Below are 15,646 nucleotides of genomic sequence, written 5' to 3'. Positions count from 1 at the left end.
CGTTCGCCCGCCACCGGAACCCGCCGCGTTCGCGGCCCGAGGCCGTCGGCGCGAAAGCCACCCGTCCGGGTACCTTCAAATGCTGCTCGGCGGGTGCTCTCCCGGCGCACGAACAACGCCACGCACGAGTGTCGGTGCATCGGGACGCGCAAGCGTCAGTCGGCCACCCGCGGTGCGAGCCGGGGTGGGCGCATCGAAAGCCAGTATCAGAGCGGCATTTCGTTCATGCCGAGCGAAATCCGTCAAATCTAGTGGACGACCGACTAATTCAACGTTCGGTTTGTTTTTGGCAACGGCGCGGCAAACGGTGCGAGCGTACCGAAACGGGACTTTTGGGCGGGAGGGCCCGCGGGCGGTGGCTATGGGCCCGACCGGTTGAGCTCGCCGAGCACCGCGGTGAGAACCGTTACGGCCCCGTCCTTGTCGAGCGGGTGGTTCCCATTGCCACATTTGGGCGACTGCACGCAGGAGGGACATCCTGCGCTGCACTCGCAATCGGAGATCGCATCCTTCGTTGCGTTCAGCCAGTGCACGATCGCGCTGTGGCCGCGCTCGGCGAACCCCGCGCCGCCCGGATTGCCGTCGTAGACGAACACGGTCGGCAGGCCGGTGTCGATGTGCAGTGCGGTCGACACTCCGCCGATGTCCCATCGGTCGCACGTCGCGACGAGCGGGAGGAGGCCGATCGCGGCGTGCTCCGCGGCGTGCAGTGATCCGGGGAACCGGTCGGGTTCCAGCCCGGATCCGATCAGTAGTTCCGGGGTCACGGTGTACATGACCGCGACCGTGTCCAGGGTCTGCGGCGGCATCTCCATGTCGACCAGGTCGACGATCTCCCCGGAATGCAGCTTGCGCATGTACCCGACCACCTGATGGGTGACCTGCACCCGGGCAAGGGCGACGGCGACGGCGCCATGATCGTGCTGGTCCAGGACTTCCTCGACAGCGATATCGGTGATTTCGCGTGCCGACGTCGTCCACTCCGGGACCTCCGGGCGCACGAACGCAACCCCCGCGTCGAGGTCGAGTTCGTCGACGACGTACGTCTCGCCCTGATGCAGGTGCACGGCGTCGGGGTGCAGCGTGGACATCGCGCGCCCGGTGTCGCACGTGCCGAGCAGCCGGCCGGTCTCACCTTCGACGATCGCGATCTGGGTGCCGATCCCGCCCCGAATGTCGAGCGCTTCGTGTGGCTTGGATTCACCCGTGACGAACCAGCCGTGGCCGCGTCGGCGGATGAGGCCCTCTTCGGCGAGGCCGGTGAGGACGTCCCAGGCTCCGAAGGCCCGCACTTCGTCATCGGTGAGCGGCATTTCCAGCGCCGCGCAAAGCAGTTGTGGCCCGAGTACATACGGGTTGCTCGGGTCGGTGATCGTTGCCTCGATCGGCTTGTCGAGCAGCGCGGCGGGATGGTGCACGAGGTAGGTGTCGAGCGGGTCGTCGCGCGCGACCAGCATCACCAGCGAGCCCTCGCCGCGCCGACCGGATCGCCCCGCCTGCTGCCAGAACGAGGCGACAGTGCCGGGAAAGCCTGCGACGACGACGGCGTCGAGGCCGGCGATATCCACGCCCAGTTCGAGCGCGTTGGTGGTGGCCGCGCCCAGCAGGGTGCCGTCGGCGAGGGCCGCCTCGAGTTCGCGCCGGTCCTCGGCGAGGTATCCCGCGCGGTACGCCGCGACGCGATCGCCCAGGTCCGGATCCACCTCGGCGAGCAGCCGGGATGCGCCCATGGCGGTCAGCTCGGCACCCCGGCGGGACCGGACGAACGTCAGCGTGCGGGCGCCCTCGACTACGAGGTCGGCCATGATCCGAGCCGCCTCGGAACCTGCTGAGCGCCGCACCGGTGCACCGTTCTCGCCGGTCACCGCGGTCAACAACGGCGGTTCCCAGAGCGCGACGGTGCGCGGGCCGTGCGGCGAGCCGTCGTCGGTCACCTCGGCACACGGCGCGCCAATTAGCCGGCTCGCGGCTGTGCCGGGGTCGGCGGTTGTCGCCGAGGCCAGCACGAACACCGGGTTTGCACCGTACCGGGCGGCGATGCGCCGCAGCCGGCGAAGAACGAGGGCGACGTTCGAGCCGAACACGCCCCGATAGGAATGACACTCGTCGACCACGACGTAGCGCAGGTTCCGCAGGAATCGCGACCAGCGCGCATGCCCGCGCAGCAGGGCGAGGTGCAGCATGTCCGGGTTGGTGAAAATCCACCGCGCATGCGCCCGCGCCCACTGCCGGACCTCTCCGGGTGTATCTCCGTCGTAGGAGCTGGTCCGGATGGAGGACAGCTCCTCCGCAGCGTCGAGCAGTTCTTCGATCGCGCGCAGCTGGTCGGCGCCGAGGGCCTTCGTCGGGGCGAGGTAGAGGGCGGTGGCCCGAGGCTCGCGCAATAGCGTCGACAGAATCGGCATGCGGTAGGCGAGGGACTTGCCCGACGCGGTTCCGGTCGCGACGACGACATGTTGTCCGGACGCCGCGAGCGATGCCGCCTCGGCCTGATGTGACCACGGGCGCGCGACGCCAGACTCACGCAGTGCCGCGACTACCGGATCGGCCACCCATTCGGGCCAGTCCACATATCGAGCGGTTCGGGAAGGCAAGTCTGCGACGTGTCGAAGGGGTTCCTCGCGCACCGGTGTACCAACGAGAACCCGGTTCAGTAGCTCCCGGCCGAAACCGATCGGTGCCATCGTGTCCGGTTCGCCCGATGTGTCCGGCGTCGTCACGTGGTACCTCGAAGTCTCGTTTGGGCGGCCGCTCGCGGCTGCCCGCGGTCGGGCATTGATGCTATCGGGCGGATCCGACGCAAAATTCGAGGCATCGTAGCGCCGCCCACAGCAAACTTCCAGCAAACAAGAACCGAAAGTTACATACGTCACCAGTGCCCAGTCGGTCAGGATCACAAGATCAAATTTCTTGGCCGAATTGAGGCATCTCGGGTATCGCGAACGGGACTCTCATGGTTCACTACACGTGGTCGCATGCTTCTGTGTTCGTAGTGCTCTACCAGTACAACGCTCGCAGGATCGATGTTGCGAACGGTGTGCTTAGAGCTTTCCTGAGGGGGAATCAAAGAGTGCAGCGGTCACAACGGGCCCGGCGGACTGTAAGTGCTGTTCGTCGTTCCGGTTAGAAAAAGAGAAGGTAAAAATGGCACAGGGAACTGTGAAGTGGTTCAACGCGGAGAAGGGTTTCGGCTTCATCGCGCCCGAAGACGGCTCCGCTGACGTCTTCGTCCACTACTCCGAGATCCAGGGTTCGGGCTTCCGCACCCTCGAGGAGAACCAGCGCGTCGAGTTCGAGGTCGGCCAGGGCACCAAGGGTCCGCAGGCCACCGGCGTTCGCGCGGTCTGATTCGTTCATTTCTGAACGAGTTCCACATGGTCGGGACTCACTAAATCCCGTCCAGCTCGTCCCCCGTCACCAATGGTGACGGGGGACGAGTCGGTTGAGTGGCAAAAGCGTTTGGTCACGCTCGATGTGACCGGCGTGGCTTAACCTCGCTGGTGTGGGACAACTCTCATTTTTCTCCGCCGAGGCGACGCCGCCCGCGGTTACGGACCTGTCCGGCCTCTTGGCCGGTCCTGGTCAGATGGTGTCCTTCGGCGCGGGCGCCAGAATCTCGGTTGTCGTCGACGAGCAGTGGCGCGCTCGCGCTGTTGCGCAACTTATCGAGGAGGCGGAGCTCCCCGCCGAGATCACGAGGTCCGAGGAAGGCCGCCCGCTGGTCCGCACCGGCGTTGCACCGGAGCTCGCGGCACTCGCTCGTGAATGGACAAGGGGCGCAGTCAAAGCAGTGCCCGAGATGTGGGTGCCGGATTCACGTGAGCTGCGTATCTGGGCAATTGCCGCCGGGTATGGAGAACACGATGGTGAGCGGTTCGTGCTCGGGCTCGACCCGCACGCGCCCGATTCGCATCCCCAACTCGCGCTCGCACTGATGCGGGCCGGAATCGCGCCAACACTGATCGGAACCCGCGGTCCCCGGCCTGGTCTGCGGATCGCCGGCCGGCGGCGGCTGATGCGCCTCGCGGAGTGCATCGGAGAGCCGCCCGCGGATGCCGGTCCGAGCCTCGGGTGGCCCCGTTTCTAGCCGTATTCGGTACCGAACGGGCGGGGTTGGCCTGCATAGTCTGTATAACTCTGTACTTTGGGCAGCGTCGGCGCCGGGGGCTGGCGAAGCTTCGAGCCGATCGCGCATCTGCGTCGCGATGTAGAAGAAAGGGACGTTGGACGTGGCAACACGGGACAAGACAGCCGACGAGGCGACCTCGAGTTCGGGGACTGCGCCGCGCCGTCTCGTCATCGTCGAGTCGCCCACTAAGGCCCGCAAAATTGCGCCCTACCTGGGCCGTAACTACGTCGTCGAGGCGTCGGTCGGGCACATCCGCGACCTACCGCGTGGTGCCGCCGACGTCCCCGCCAAATACAAGGGCGAGTCGTGGGCCCGCCTCGGCGTCAATGTCGACAACGACTTCGAACCCCTTTACGTGGTGAGCCCGGACAAGAAGTCCAAGGTCACCGAGCTGAAGAACCTGCTCAAGGACGCCGACGAGCTCTACCTCGCCACCGACCCCGACCGCGAGGGCGAGGCCATCGCCTGGCACCTGTTGCAGACGCTCAACCCCAAGGTGCCTGTCCGCCGCATGGTGTTCCACGAGATCACCGAGCCCGCCATCCGCGCCGCAGCCGAAAACACCCGTGAGCTCGACAGCGACCTGGTGGACGCGCAGGAAACCCGTCGCATCCTCGACCGGCTCTACGGTTACGAGGTCAGCCCGGTGCTGTGGCGCAAGGTCATGCCGCGCCTGTCCGCCGGTCGTGTGCAGTCCGTCGCCACCCGCGTCGTTGTGCAGCGCGAACGCGAGCGCATGGCGTTCCGCTCCGCCGAGTACTGGGACATCTCCGCGAAGCTCGATGCCGGTGAGCAGGCGAGCCCGCGGGCGTTCGGCGCCCGCCTGGTCAATGTCGACGGCTCGCGCGTCGCGGCGGGTCGGGATTTCGGCCCGGATGGGCAGCTCAAGTCGTCCGGTGTCGTCGTCCTCGACGAGGCCTACGCCCGCCGCCTCGCCGAGGCGCTGAACAACGCTCCGCTCACCGTCGCCTCGGCCGAGTCGAAGCCGTACACCCGTAAGCCCTACGCGCCGTTCATGACCTCGACGCTGCAGCAGGAAGCCGGCCGCAAGCTCCGGTTCACCTCGGAACGGACGATGCGGATCGCGCAGCGGCTGTACGAGAACGGCTACATCACCTATATGCGTACCGACTCCACGACGCTGTCGGAGTCGGCAATCAACGCCGCCCGCCGCCAGGCCACGGAGCTATACGGTGCGGACTTCGTGCACCCGTCGCCACGGCAGTACACCCGCAAGGTGAAGAACGCGCAGGAGGCGCACGAGGCGATCCGCCCGGCGGGCGACACCTTCGCCACCCCGGGTGAGCTGCACTCGCGGCTCGACAACGACGAGTTCCGGCTCTACGAGCTGATCTGGCAGCGCACCGTCGCCTCGCAGATGGCCGACGCGCGCGGCACCACGCTGACGCTGCGGATCACCGGCACCGCTGGGACCGGCGAGGAGTGCACCTTCTCCGCCTCGGGCCGCACCATCACGTTCCCCGGTTTCCTCTCTGCCTACGTCGAGAGCGTCGACGAGGAGGCAGGTGGCCAATCTGACGACGCCGAATCGCGGCTGCCGGTGCTCACCGAGGGCCAGGCCGTCACGGCGAGCGAGCTCGATCCGGACGGGCACTCGACCAACCCGCCGGCCCGCTACACCGAGGCCTCGCTGATCAAGGCCCTCGAAGAAATGGGCATCGGCCGCCCGTCCACCTACGCATCGATCATCAAGACGATTCTCGACCGCGGTTACGTGTACAAGCGCGGCAGTGCGCTGGTCCCGTCGTGGGTGGCCTTCGCGGTCATCGGTCTGCTCGAAGCACACTTCGGGCGATTGGTGGACTTCGACTTCACCGCGGCTATGGAGGACGATCTCGACGCGATCGCCGGCGGTCGCGAGCAGCGCGGAAACTGGTTGTCCACCTTCTATTTCGGCGGCGAACACGGAGTAGAGGGCTCGGTTGCACGGTCCGGCGGCCTCAAGAAGATGGTCGGCGACCGACTCGAGGACATCGACGCGCGCGAGGTCAACTCGATCAAGCTGTTCGCCGACGATGAGGGCCGCGATGTGGTGGTCCGCGTCGGCCGGTTCGGTCCCTACCTCGAACGCATGATCGCGAATCCTGATGACCCGAACGGGGATCCGACTTCGCAGCGGGCCAACCTCCCCGACGAAGTACCCCCGGACGAGCTGACGCCTGAGTACGCGGAGAAGCTGTTCTCCACCCCGCAGGAGGGGCGGAAGCTCGGCGTCGATCCGTCCACCGGCTACGAAATCGTCGCGCGCGAAGGACGTTTCGGGCCGTACGTCACTGAGCTGATCCCGGAGCCGACTCCCGAGCCGCAGCCGGAAGATATCGACGACCTCGAACCGATTCTGCCCAACGGCAACGGCGGCAACGGAGAGAACGGCGGTGTCGCAACGAAGGCGCCGGCGAAGAAGGCCGCCAAGAAGGCTGCGAAGAAGGCCACTGGCCCCAAGCCGCGCACCGGCTCGCTGTTCAAGTCGATGGAACTCGCGAACGTCACGCTCGACGACGCGCTCAAGCTGCTGTCGCTGCCGCGCGTCGTGGGCACCGACCCGGAGAGCGGTGAGGAGATCACCTCGCAGAACGGGCGATACGGCCCGTATCTGAAGAAGGGCACCGACTCTCGCTCGCTCGCGACCGAGGACCAGATCTTCTCGGTGACGCTGGACGAGGCGCTCAAGATCTACGCCGAGCCGAAGCGTCGTGGCCGGCAGGGCGCTGCCACGCCGCCGCTGCGGGAACTCGGCACCGACCCGGTGAGCGAGAAGCCGATGGTGATCAAGGACGGCCGCTTCGGTCCGTACGTCACCGATGGCGAGACCAACGCGAGCCTGCGCAAGGGCGACGAGGTCGAATCCATTACGGACGAGCGGGCTTCCGAGTTACTCGCGGACCGTCGTGCCCGCGGGCCGGTGAAGAAGAAGGCCACGAAGAAGGCGCCCGCGAAGAAGGCGCCGGCCAAGAAGACCGCGGCGAAGAAGGCCACGGCCAAGAAGGCAGCGCCACGGAAGGCCGCGAAAAAGACTGCGGAATAGCTTTTTGATTGCGGACCGGACCTGTCCGCAATTGCTCATAGCGTGGTGTCAGTCAACGATCGAATGATCGAGACCTGGACCAACCGAAAGGTACTGCGATGGGCACCTACACCTCCGTGGCTCTCACCGTCGACGTCAAGGGCGAGAAGGCCGACCTGCTGACCCTGCTCGCCGATCAGCGCGCGCTGTTCAAGGTGACGGTGCGCGGACTCACCGACGAGCAGGCTCGCGAGCGCACCACCGTTTCCGAACTGACCCTCGGCGTGCTGCTCAAGCACCTCGCCCGCGGCGAGCGCGAGGTGGTCAAGGTCATGACCGAGAAGGACGAGAACGCCGAGTTCGACGTCAGCCGGTTCGGCGACGAGTACACGTTCACCCCGGAAGACTCACTCGAGTTCTGGATCGCCGAATATGACCGGGCCGCAGCCGAATTCGATGAGTTCATCGCCGCGAGCGATATGGACGAGCTGATTCCGCAGCCGACCGCGCCGTGGGCACCCGAGCGAGAATGGCTCAGCGTTCGCAGCATCGTCGCCCATCGGTTGCGCGAGACGGCCCACCACAGCGGGCACGCCGACATCATCCGTGAGGCCCTCGACGGGCAGTCCACGATGAAGGCGATCAGCGAGGGCCAGGAGTGGGCCGAGGACTACGACTGGGGCGAGTGAGCTGTCGCTGCCCGCACGTAGGGTGAGCGGCATGGCGGGTGTGTTCGATCGGCTGACAGGGCAGCGGCACGTCGAGGAGGAACTGGCGGCCGCTGCCGTCGCCGCGCGCAGGGGACTCGGCGCGGCCGGCTCGGCGATGACGCACTCGTGGCTGTTCACCGGCCCGCCGGGATCGGGCCGGTCGGTCGCCGCGCTGTGCTTCGCCGCGGCGCTGCAATGCACCGACCCAGAGACGCCCGGTTGCGGCCACTGCCACGCCTGCACAACCACGATGCACGGCACCCACGGCGACGTGCGGCGCGTGGTGCCGGAAGGGCTGAGCATCTCGGTCAAGGAGATGCGCGAGATCGTGCAGATCGCGGCCCGTAGGCCGAGCACCGGCGATTGGCAGGTCGTTCTCATCGAGGACGCGGACCGGCTTACCGAGGGGGCGGGCAACGCGCTGCTCAAGGCGGTCGAAGAACCGCCGGCCCGGACAGTCTTCCTGCTGTGCGCACCCTCGGTCGACCCCGAGGACATCTCCGTCACCCTGCGCTCGCGTTGCCGCCACATCCACATGGTGACGCCGACCGTCGCCGATATCGCCGACGTGCTGCGCCAGCGCGACGGACTCGACGCCGAAACCGCGCAGTGGGCGGCCTCGATCTCGGGCGGGCATGTCGGCCGTGCGCGTCGGCTCGCAACGGACGACGATGCCCGGGCCAGGCGGAAACGGGCCTTCGATCTCGCCGCCGCCGCGAGCCGGCCGAACGCCGCGTACGAGGCCGCCGACGAGTTGGTCCGCGCCGCCGAGGCCGAGGCCAAGGAACTCACCGCCGCCCGCGACGAACGTGAAACCGAGGAACTGCGCACGGCATTGGGCGCGGGCGGCACCGGTAAGGGCGCGGCGGGTGCGCTGCGCGGCTCGGCGGGCGTGCTCAAGGATCTCGAGCGGCGGCAGAAGTCCCGGGCCACTCGTACGAGCCGGGACGCACTCGACCGGGCGCTGATCGACCTCGCCGGTTTCTACCGCGACGCGCTCGCATTGTCGATGGGGTCGTCGGCAGCTGCGACGCATCCGGATATGGCCGAGCGCGCCGCCGAACTCGCCGAGCGGGCGACGCCCGAGGGCCTGCTGCGCTGCCTCGAGGCGGTGCTCGAATGTCGTGAGGCGCTCGCGGTCAACGTGAAGCCTCGGTTCGCGGTGGCGGCCATGGTCGCGGCACTCGGCGCTGCCGTCCCGGCGGCCTGAAAGGCGCTCTGACGTGTACGTTTGTGAGGTTTCGAGGACGAGGCGATAGACTCGCTGGCGCCGAAAGGCACGCCGCCTTAGCTCAGTCGGTAGAGCGCTTCACTCGTAATGAAAAGGTCAGGAGTTCGATTCTCCTAGGCGGCTCCATGCACGGCCTACGTCGATAGACGTGGGCCGTGCTTTTCCAATTTCTGGTCGATCTCGGCAGCCCGGTCGGTACGTCCGAAAAAGGTATGGCCCCACCGCGTGTGCGGTGGGGCCATACCTGTGTGATCCGACGTAGCGGTCAGGCTTACGGGGCCGGAGGTGCGCTGAGCGTCTGCGCCATCTGCACCGCGCTGGCGATACCGACCGGGACGCCGACGATCACGCCGCCGGCGATGCCGCCGACGGTGCCGACGGTGCCGGCGCCGATTAGGCAGCCGGCTATCGCACCCGGGACTGTCAGAGTTCCAGCAGTTACCGGAGTCGCAAGGGTCCCGCCGGTGAGGGCGCCGATCGGGCAGCCGATGGCGATACCGAGTGCGCCGCCCGCCACTGTGCCCGCGGTTACGCCCAAGCCAAACTGTGTTGCCGCCACAGCGAGCGCGCTATTGAAGTCAGCCTGCGCATCGACGTCGTGCAGCGGCAGGTTCGGATTGGACGCGGCACCCAGGGCCGCGGATACCGGGGTGGCTCCAGCCGCAGCCGCAGCCGCAGGCACAGGTGCGGGCGCGGCGACCGGCGTGGCAGCCTTCACGTCCGGCAGCGGCGTGCCGGCGACGAGCGTCTTCTGGCTGTCGAGCAGCTGGAACTGTCCCGCAACCGTCGTCAAGGAGCCGAGGGGCGTGCTGAGCACGACCGAACCGTCCGACGTGTCACCGGTGTACTGGACTCCCGGAAGCACGTCGACGCTCACCTTGGTCGGCGCGGCGACGGGCTGGAGCGCCGGCGCTGCCGTCGCAGTCCCGGCAGCGATGGCCACTGCGGCGACGGCCATCGTCGAGGTCGCGGCGACGCGCGAGATGTTCTTCATGAGGAGCCCTCATTCTTTCTGTCGACCGAAAAAAATACGACGCAACGGATGACTGCCTGATTCGAGTCCAGGGGAGCCAGTGGATCCGAAGCCGCGACTCCGCGAGTCCCGGCTTGGCTTGAACCGTAAGGCCTCTCCTCGGCCGAATGGCAATGCGGGAGAAAGCTTTTACGGTTTGGATACGGCAATCACATTTTGGAAACGCTCAGGTAACACGCCCGATACTTAACGGGCCGTACGAGTCCCGTGGGGCTCGCACCGGGCCGCTTTTGAGCGCTGTCGACCGGTGCCGGAGCCGACTGCCGGCGCCCGCTTCACAGCTTGCGCGGCACCCCGGTCGCCGCGCCAAGCACCCGATCGAGAACGGCTGTCGGCGTCAGGCCGACTGCAACGGACTGGATCTTGGGCAACGTGCCCACTACGTAGCGCGCACGCGGCCGCCGAGCGGTCAGAGCCTTCTCGATACTCGCGGCTACCGTCTCGGGCGGTGCGGCAAGCTTCTGGGACATCGGGATCGACTTGCGGAATCCCTCGATATGACCCGCATACAGTTCGCGCATCGCCGGGGTCGTCGACGCGACAGCTTCATCGAGGGCGGACTCCGCGTCCTGCCAGATCGCCGTGTCGGTCTGTGCGGGTTCGACGAGGATGACCTTGATTCCCCACGGTGCGACCTCGAGCCGCAATGCGTCGGCCATGCCTTCGAGCGCGAACTTCGAGGCGTTGTAGGCGCCGGTCATCGCGGTGGACACCCGGCCGCTGAGCGAGGAGACGAATACGACCCGCCCATGCGACGCGCGCAAGCGTTCGAGCACGACCTGGGTCACGGCCACCTGGCCGAACAGATTGACCTCGAACTGGCGGCGCAGCTCGTCGAGCGGGATGCCTTCGATCGGACCGCCGATCGCGATGCCTGCGTTGTTCACCACCGCGTCGAGCTGGGCGGGCAGAGCGGCATCGAGCGCGGCGATCTGCGCGGCGTCGGTGATGTCGAGAAGTACGGGATGCACCCTGTCACCGGTCTCCTCAACCAGCGCGGTGCCGGACTCGGCGGTGCGCACCCCCGCCCACACGTCCCAGCCGGCTGCAACGAGGCGATGCACGGCAGCGCGGCCGATCCCGCGCGCGGACCCGGTGATGAGAACGTTCGGCATGTGGCAACGCTACCGGCCGAATCCCGTCGCCCGCAGTAAGAGATTTGCTCGCGTTTGGCGCGGGTGCAGTGCTACTGAGATACCGCTGGGCCGCCCTTGGGCGTGCCGATGCGCTCCCGCAGCCTGGCGAGGTTTGCGCCCGCCACGTCGGACAGCACCTTTGCAATGGTGCTTCCGTCCTCCGCCAGAATCGCGCGCAGCAGGTTCTCCGACCGGACACTCACGTCGCCGCGCGCCCGGGAGTCGTAAAACGCAACGGTCAGCACGATTTTCGCGTTTTCTGTGAACGGAAGGTTTTTGCTGGTGGGGGTCGGGCTGGATCCGACGAGCTCCAGGATGCGCGCGCGAGCCGCATCGCCGGTCACGCCGGCCTCCGCCAGCACCTCGCTCACCGAACCGTCACCCAGATGTGTCATCCCCAGCAGGAGGTGTGCGGTATCAACTCGGGCGTGTCCGACGGTGCTCGCCTCGTTGAAGGACATCGCGACCACCTTGCGGGCGCCTTCGCTGAACTTCTCGAACAATCGGTCCTCCCGATCCTTTGCCTTGCGAAGCGACACCATACTGATTGACAGTGCGCGGCGTCACATGTGACCCTTCGGTCGGTTTTGCGTGACGTGGCGTATCGGATATCGGAGGTCGGTATGAGTTTCAGGCAGCAGGATCTGCCGGCAATCGATATCGATGAGTGGTCGCTCGGCACCCGGAGCGAGCGCGTCCGGCCGATGGCGCGGCATCTCGCCGAACGCGGCTTCGGCACGCCGACCATCCTGTACCTCTTCTACATCGCCAAGATCGTGGCCTACATCGTCATCGGCTGGCTCTTCGCGATGACCACTGCCGGTGTCGACGGCTTCTTCGATGTGGGCTCGTGGTGGTCGGAGCCGATCGTCCTGGAGAAGGTCGTGCTGTGGACGATGCTGTTCGAGGTCGTGGGCCTCGGCTGTGGTTTCGGCCCGCTGAACAACCGCATCTTCCCACCGATGGGCTCGATCCTGTACTGGCTGCGCCCCGGCACGATCCGGCTGCCACCGTGGCCGGAGCGGGTGCCGCTGACCCGCGGAACCGCACGGACCCCGTTCGATGCCGCGCTGTACGGCGCGCTGATAGTGATGATTCTCGTTGCGCTGTTTTCCGACGGCACGGGCCCGATTCCGGTGCTGGACACCGAGATCGGCGTGCTGCCGCGCTGGGAGATCCTGGCGGTGCTCGGACTCCTCGCGGTGCTCGGCCTGCGCGACAAGGTGATCTTCCTTGCGGCCCGCGGTGAGGTGTACGCGCCGATGCTGGTGGCGTTCCTGTTCGTCGGCGCCGACATCGTCATCGCGGCGAAGCTCGTCATGCTTGCGATCTGGATGGGCGCGGCGACATCGAAGCTGAACCACCACTTCCCGTTCGTGGTGTCCACGATGATGTCGAACAGTCCTGTGCTGCGACCGAAGTCGTTGAAGAAGAAGTTCTTCGAGAACTTTCCGGACGACCTGCGCCCGGGCCGGCTCTCGCGGATCGTTGCGCACTTCAGCACCGCGGTCGAGATGCTCGTGCCACTTGTGCTGTTCTTCTCCCATGGCGGCGTGGTGACCGCGATCGCGGCGACCATCATGGTCATCTTCCACCTCGGCATCCTCACCGCCATCCCGATGGGCGTGCCGCTGGAATGGAACGTCTTCATGATCTTCAGCATGCTGACGCTGTTCGTCGGGCATTCCAGCATCGGCCTCACCGATCTGGAAAGTCCGTTGCCGCTGGTTCTTTTCGCCGTCATCGTCTCGATCGTGGTGACAGGCAACTTGTTTCCGAACAAGGTCTCGTTCCTGCCGGGTATGCGCTATTACGCCGGAAACTGGGACACGACGTTTTGGTGCGTCACGCCCGCTGCGAGCGCGAAGATCGAGGCCGGGATCGTTGCGATCGCGAGCATGCCGCAGAAGCAGCTGGAGAAGTTCTACGGCAAGAAGGAAGCCCAGATCCCGGTGTTCCTCGGCTATGCGTTCCGTTCGATGAACACCCACGGCCGGGCGTTGTTCACGCTGGCCGATCGCGCGATTCCGGCGGGCCGGACCGCTGAATTCACCATCGTCGACGGCGAGCGCATCTGCAGCACCGCGGTCGGCTGGAACTTCGGTGACGGGCACATGCACAGCGAGCAGTTGATCGCCGCGCTGCAGGAGCGTTGCCACTTCGAGCCGGGTGAGCTGCGCATCGTGCTCCTGGACGCGCAGCCGATCCACAAACCGACCCAGCAGTACCGGCTTGTCGACGCCGCCACCGGCGAGTTCGAGCGCGGCGAGGTGCGGGTGGCGGACATGGTCACCAGGCAGCCCTGGGCGCATGATGTGCCTGTGCACATTCATTCCGCCCGGTCCGCCGAATCGATATGAGTGAGGCGCTCGGGCGCGATATGAGCGACACGCTCGATGCGGTCGTTGTCGGCTCCGGCCCGAACGGGCTGAGCGCCGCGGTCACGCTGGCACAGGCGGGCCTGCGGGTCACAGTGCTCGAGCGTGCCGACGAAATCGGTGGTGGCACAAGAACAGCCGAGCTGACCGTTCCCGGCCTCAAGCACGACATCTGTTCGGCGGTGCACCCATTCGGTGTGGCTTCGCCATTTCTGAGTTCGTTGCCGTTGGAAGAATTCGGATTGCGCTGGCGCTACGCCGACATCGATCTCGCGCATCCACTCGATGACGGCACGGCCGGACTGCTGTCGCGCTCGATCGACGAGACCGCGGACGGACTCGGTCCGGACGCCAAGCGCTGGCGGCGCATGTTCGGCCCCCTGCTGCGGAACTTCGACAACCTCGCTGCCGACGCGCTCGGCCCGCTGCTGCGTGTGCCGTCGCATCCCCTCGAGATGGCGAAACTCGGTGCGCTGTCGGTTCTTCCGGCTACCATCACCGCGCGCGCATTCAAAACAGAGGCGGCGCGAGCGCTTTTCGTCGGCTGCGCGGCACACAGTTTCCGTCCGCTCGGCAGCCTGATGTCCTCCGCGCTCGGCACGATGCATGTGGTGTCCGCGCACAGCGGAGGATGGCCTGCGGCCGAGGGTGGTTCGGCCGCGATCACGCGCGCGCTCGCCGGTCTCCTCGAGTCGCTCGGCGGTACGATCGTCACCGGGTGCGAGGTGAAGTCGGCCGGTGATCTGCCGAGTGCGCGCGTCACCCTGTTCGATATCGGTCCGCGGGCCATTGCCGAGATCATCGGTGATCGGATGCCGGCCCGCCGCGTGCGCGGCTACCGCCGTTATCGCTACGGCCCTGCCGCGTACAAAGTCGATCTTGCTGTGCGCGAAGGGATTCCGTGGACGGCGCCGGATGTCGGCCGAGCAGGCACGGTGCATATCGGTGGCAGCATGGCCGATCTCGCCGCGGCGGAGTCGCAGGTGAATCGCGGCATCATGCCGGAGCGGCCGTTCCTGTTGGTCGGTCAGCAGTACGTCGCGGATCCGGGTCGCTCGGTCGGCGATGTGCATCCGATCTGGGTGTACGCCCATGTCCCGAGCGGATATACCGGTGACGCAACTCCGGCGATCCTCGCGCAGATCGAACGGTTCGCGCCCGGTTTCACCGACCGGATCGTTGCGCAGCAGGTGATGACTCCGGCGGACTTCGAGGCTTACAACCCGAACTACGTAGGCGGCGACATCATCAGCGGGCAGAACTCGCTCCGACAGTTGGTATCGCGGCCGGTATTCGCGCCCGATGCGTACGCGACGGGTGTGCCCGGCATGTTCGTCTGCTCGGCCGCGACACCGCCCGGCGCCGGCACCCACGGCATGTGTGGCCACCACGCGGCGAACAGCGCTCTGCGCTATCTCGATCTCACCGCCTCCTGAGCTGCCGCTAGTCCACGATCTGTGAAAGTCCGCACAAATAGTTAGTACACGAACTATTTGTGTACACTTCACTGCATGGCGACAGCTGTCGATCCGCTCTCCCTCGAGCGTCAGGTCTGCTTCGCGCTGGCCGTGGCCAATCGGTCGGTGCTTGGCGTGTACCGTCCGCTGCTCGAACCGATGGGCCTCACTCATCCGCAATACCTCGTGATGCTCGCGCTGTGGGAGCGCTCTCCACGCTCGGTGCGGGACATCGGACAGGCCATCCAGCTCGATTCGCCGACACTCTCGCCGCTGCTCAAACGGCTCGAAGGGTCCGGATTGATCAGCCGGCGGCGCGACCCGGCGGACGAGCGCAACCTCATCGTCGAACTCACCGATGCGGGCACCGCGCTCCGCGAGCGTGCACTCGAGATCCCGCCGGCCGTTGTCGAGACGCTCGGCGTCGACCTGGCCGACCTCGAGGAACTGCACCGAGTGCTCACCAAAGTGAATGCCGCGGCGCTGGCCGCAGCCGCCGCCCAGTCCGGAGGACTGAAAAGGGATCCTGCCGGAGGACTGAAATGAG

At 66.7% G+C, this 15,646-nt stretch carries 12 protein-coding genes and 1 tRNA gene; 9 read left to right on the top strand and 4 right to left on the bottom strand.

Annotated elements, in window-relative coordinates; translation table 11 throughout:
• Nucleotides 1-359: 359 nt before the first annotated feature.
• The gene (locus A8G08_RS23290) at nucleotides 360-2,684 is read right to left on the bottom strand and encodes a DEAD/DEAH box helicase (protein WP_068279557.1); all 2,325 of its coding nucleotides are present in this window, start codon (nucleotides 2,682-2,684) and stop codon (nucleotides 360-362) included.
• Nucleotides 2,685-3,144: 460 nt separating this feature from the next.
• Between A8G08_RS23290 and A8G08_RS23285 the strand changes: the two genes are divergently transcribed.
• From A8G08_RS23285 to A8G08_RS23260, 6 genes are all read left to right on the top strand, one after another.
• Nucleotides 3,145-3,348: a cold-shock protein gene (locus tag A8G08_RS23285; RefSeq protein ID WP_005248460.1), complete on the top strand. Its 204-nt coding sequence runs from the start codon at nucleotides 3,145-3,147 to the stop codon at nucleotides 3,346-3,348.
• A 154-nt stretch (nucleotides 3,349-3,502) separates the two neighbouring features.
• Nucleotides 3,503-4,087 (top strand): hypothetical protein, encoded by a 585-nt coding sequence (locus tag A8G08_RS23280; protein WP_068279474.1) that lies wholly within the window; start codon nucleotides 3,503-3,505, stop codon nucleotides 4,085-4,087.
• A gap of 142 nt (nucleotides 4,088-4,229) precedes the next feature.
• Entirely contained in the window at nucleotides 4,230-7,175 is a 2,946-nt protein-coding gene (gene topA / locus A8G08_RS23275; protein WP_068279553.1) for a type I DNA topoisomerase, read from the top strand.
• Nucleotides 7,176-7,273: 98 nt separating this feature from the next.
• Nucleotides 7,274-7,843: a mycothiol transferase gene (locus A8G08_RS23270; RefSeq protein ID WP_068279471.1), complete on the top strand. Its 570-nt coding sequence runs from the start codon at nucleotides 7,274-7,276 to the stop codon at nucleotides 7,841-7,843.
• A gap of 31 nt (nucleotides 7,844-7,874) precedes the next feature.
• Nucleotides 7,875-9,074, top strand: a complete 1,200-nt coding sequence (locus A8G08_RS23265) for a DNA polymerase III subunit delta' (RefSeq protein ID WP_068279469.1) — start codon at nucleotides 7,875-7,877, stop codon at nucleotides 9,072-9,074.
• A gap of 71 nt (nucleotides 9,075-9,145) precedes the next feature.
• Nucleotides 9,146-9,221 (top strand) — tRNA-Thr (locus tag A8G08_RS23260).
• Nucleotides 9,222-9,366: 145 nt separating this feature from the next.
• Here A8G08_RS23260 and A8G08_RS23255 read toward each other — a convergent pair.
• The 3 genes from A8G08_RS23255 to A8G08_RS23245 form a co-directional block, all read right to left on the bottom strand.
• Complete coding sequence (locus A8G08_RS23255) at nucleotides 9,367-10,089, bottom strand: hypothetical protein (RefSeq protein ID WP_068279466.1); 723 nt, start codon at nucleotides 10,087-10,089, stop codon at nucleotides 9,367-9,369.
• A 314-nt stretch (nucleotides 10,090-10,403) separates the two neighbouring features.
• On the bottom strand, nucleotides 10,404-11,243 hold the full coding sequence (locus tag A8G08_RS23250; protein ID WP_068279465.1) for an SDR family NAD(P)-dependent oxidoreductase: 840 nt from the start codon (nucleotides 11,241-11,243) through the stop codon (nucleotides 10,404-10,406).
• Nucleotides 11,244-11,314: 71 nt separating this feature from the next.
• The gene (locus A8G08_RS23245; protein ID WP_068279464.1) at nucleotides 11,315-11,806 is read right to left on the bottom strand and encodes a Clp protease N-terminal domain-containing protein; all 492 of its coding nucleotides are present in this window, start codon (nucleotides 11,804-11,806) and stop codon (nucleotides 11,315-11,317) included.
• Between the two features lie 81 nt (nucleotides 11,807-11,887).
• Between A8G08_RS23245 and A8G08_RS23240 the strand changes: the two genes are divergently transcribed.
• The 3 genes from A8G08_RS23240 to A8G08_RS23230 all read left to right on the top strand — a co-directional run bounded on the left by A8G08_RS23240 (nucleotide 11,888) and on the right by A8G08_RS23230 (nucleotide 15,645).
• Nucleotides 11,888-13,624 (top strand): DUF3556 domain-containing protein, encoded by a 1,737-nt coding sequence (locus A8G08_RS23240; protein ID WP_068279462.1) that lies wholly within the window; start codon nucleotides 11,888-11,890, stop codon nucleotides 13,622-13,624.
• A complete protein-coding gene (locus A8G08_RS23235; RefSeq protein ID WP_245672968.1) occupies nucleotides 13,621-15,078 on the top strand; it encodes a phytoene desaturase family protein in 1,458 nt (485 codons plus the stop codon). Before A8G08_RS23240 ends, A8G08_RS23235 begins: the two co-directional genes overlap by 4 nt.
• Before the next feature lie 75 nt (nucleotides 15,079-15,153).
• The gene (locus A8G08_RS23230) at nucleotides 15,154-15,645 is read left to right on the top strand and encodes a MarR family winged helix-turn-helix transcriptional regulator (protein ID WP_068279455.1); all 492 of its coding nucleotides are present in this window, start codon (nucleotides 15,154-15,156) and stop codon (nucleotides 15,643-15,645) included.
• The last annotated feature ends 1 nt before the right edge of the window (nucleotide 15,646 follow it).

The organism is Aldersonia kunmingensis (assembly GCF_001646865.1).
GTDB lineage: Bacteria > Actinomycetota > Actinomycetes > Mycobacteriales > Mycobacteriaceae > Aldersonia > Aldersonia kunmingensis.
This window is presented reverse-complemented; position numbering and strand designations above follow the sequence as displayed.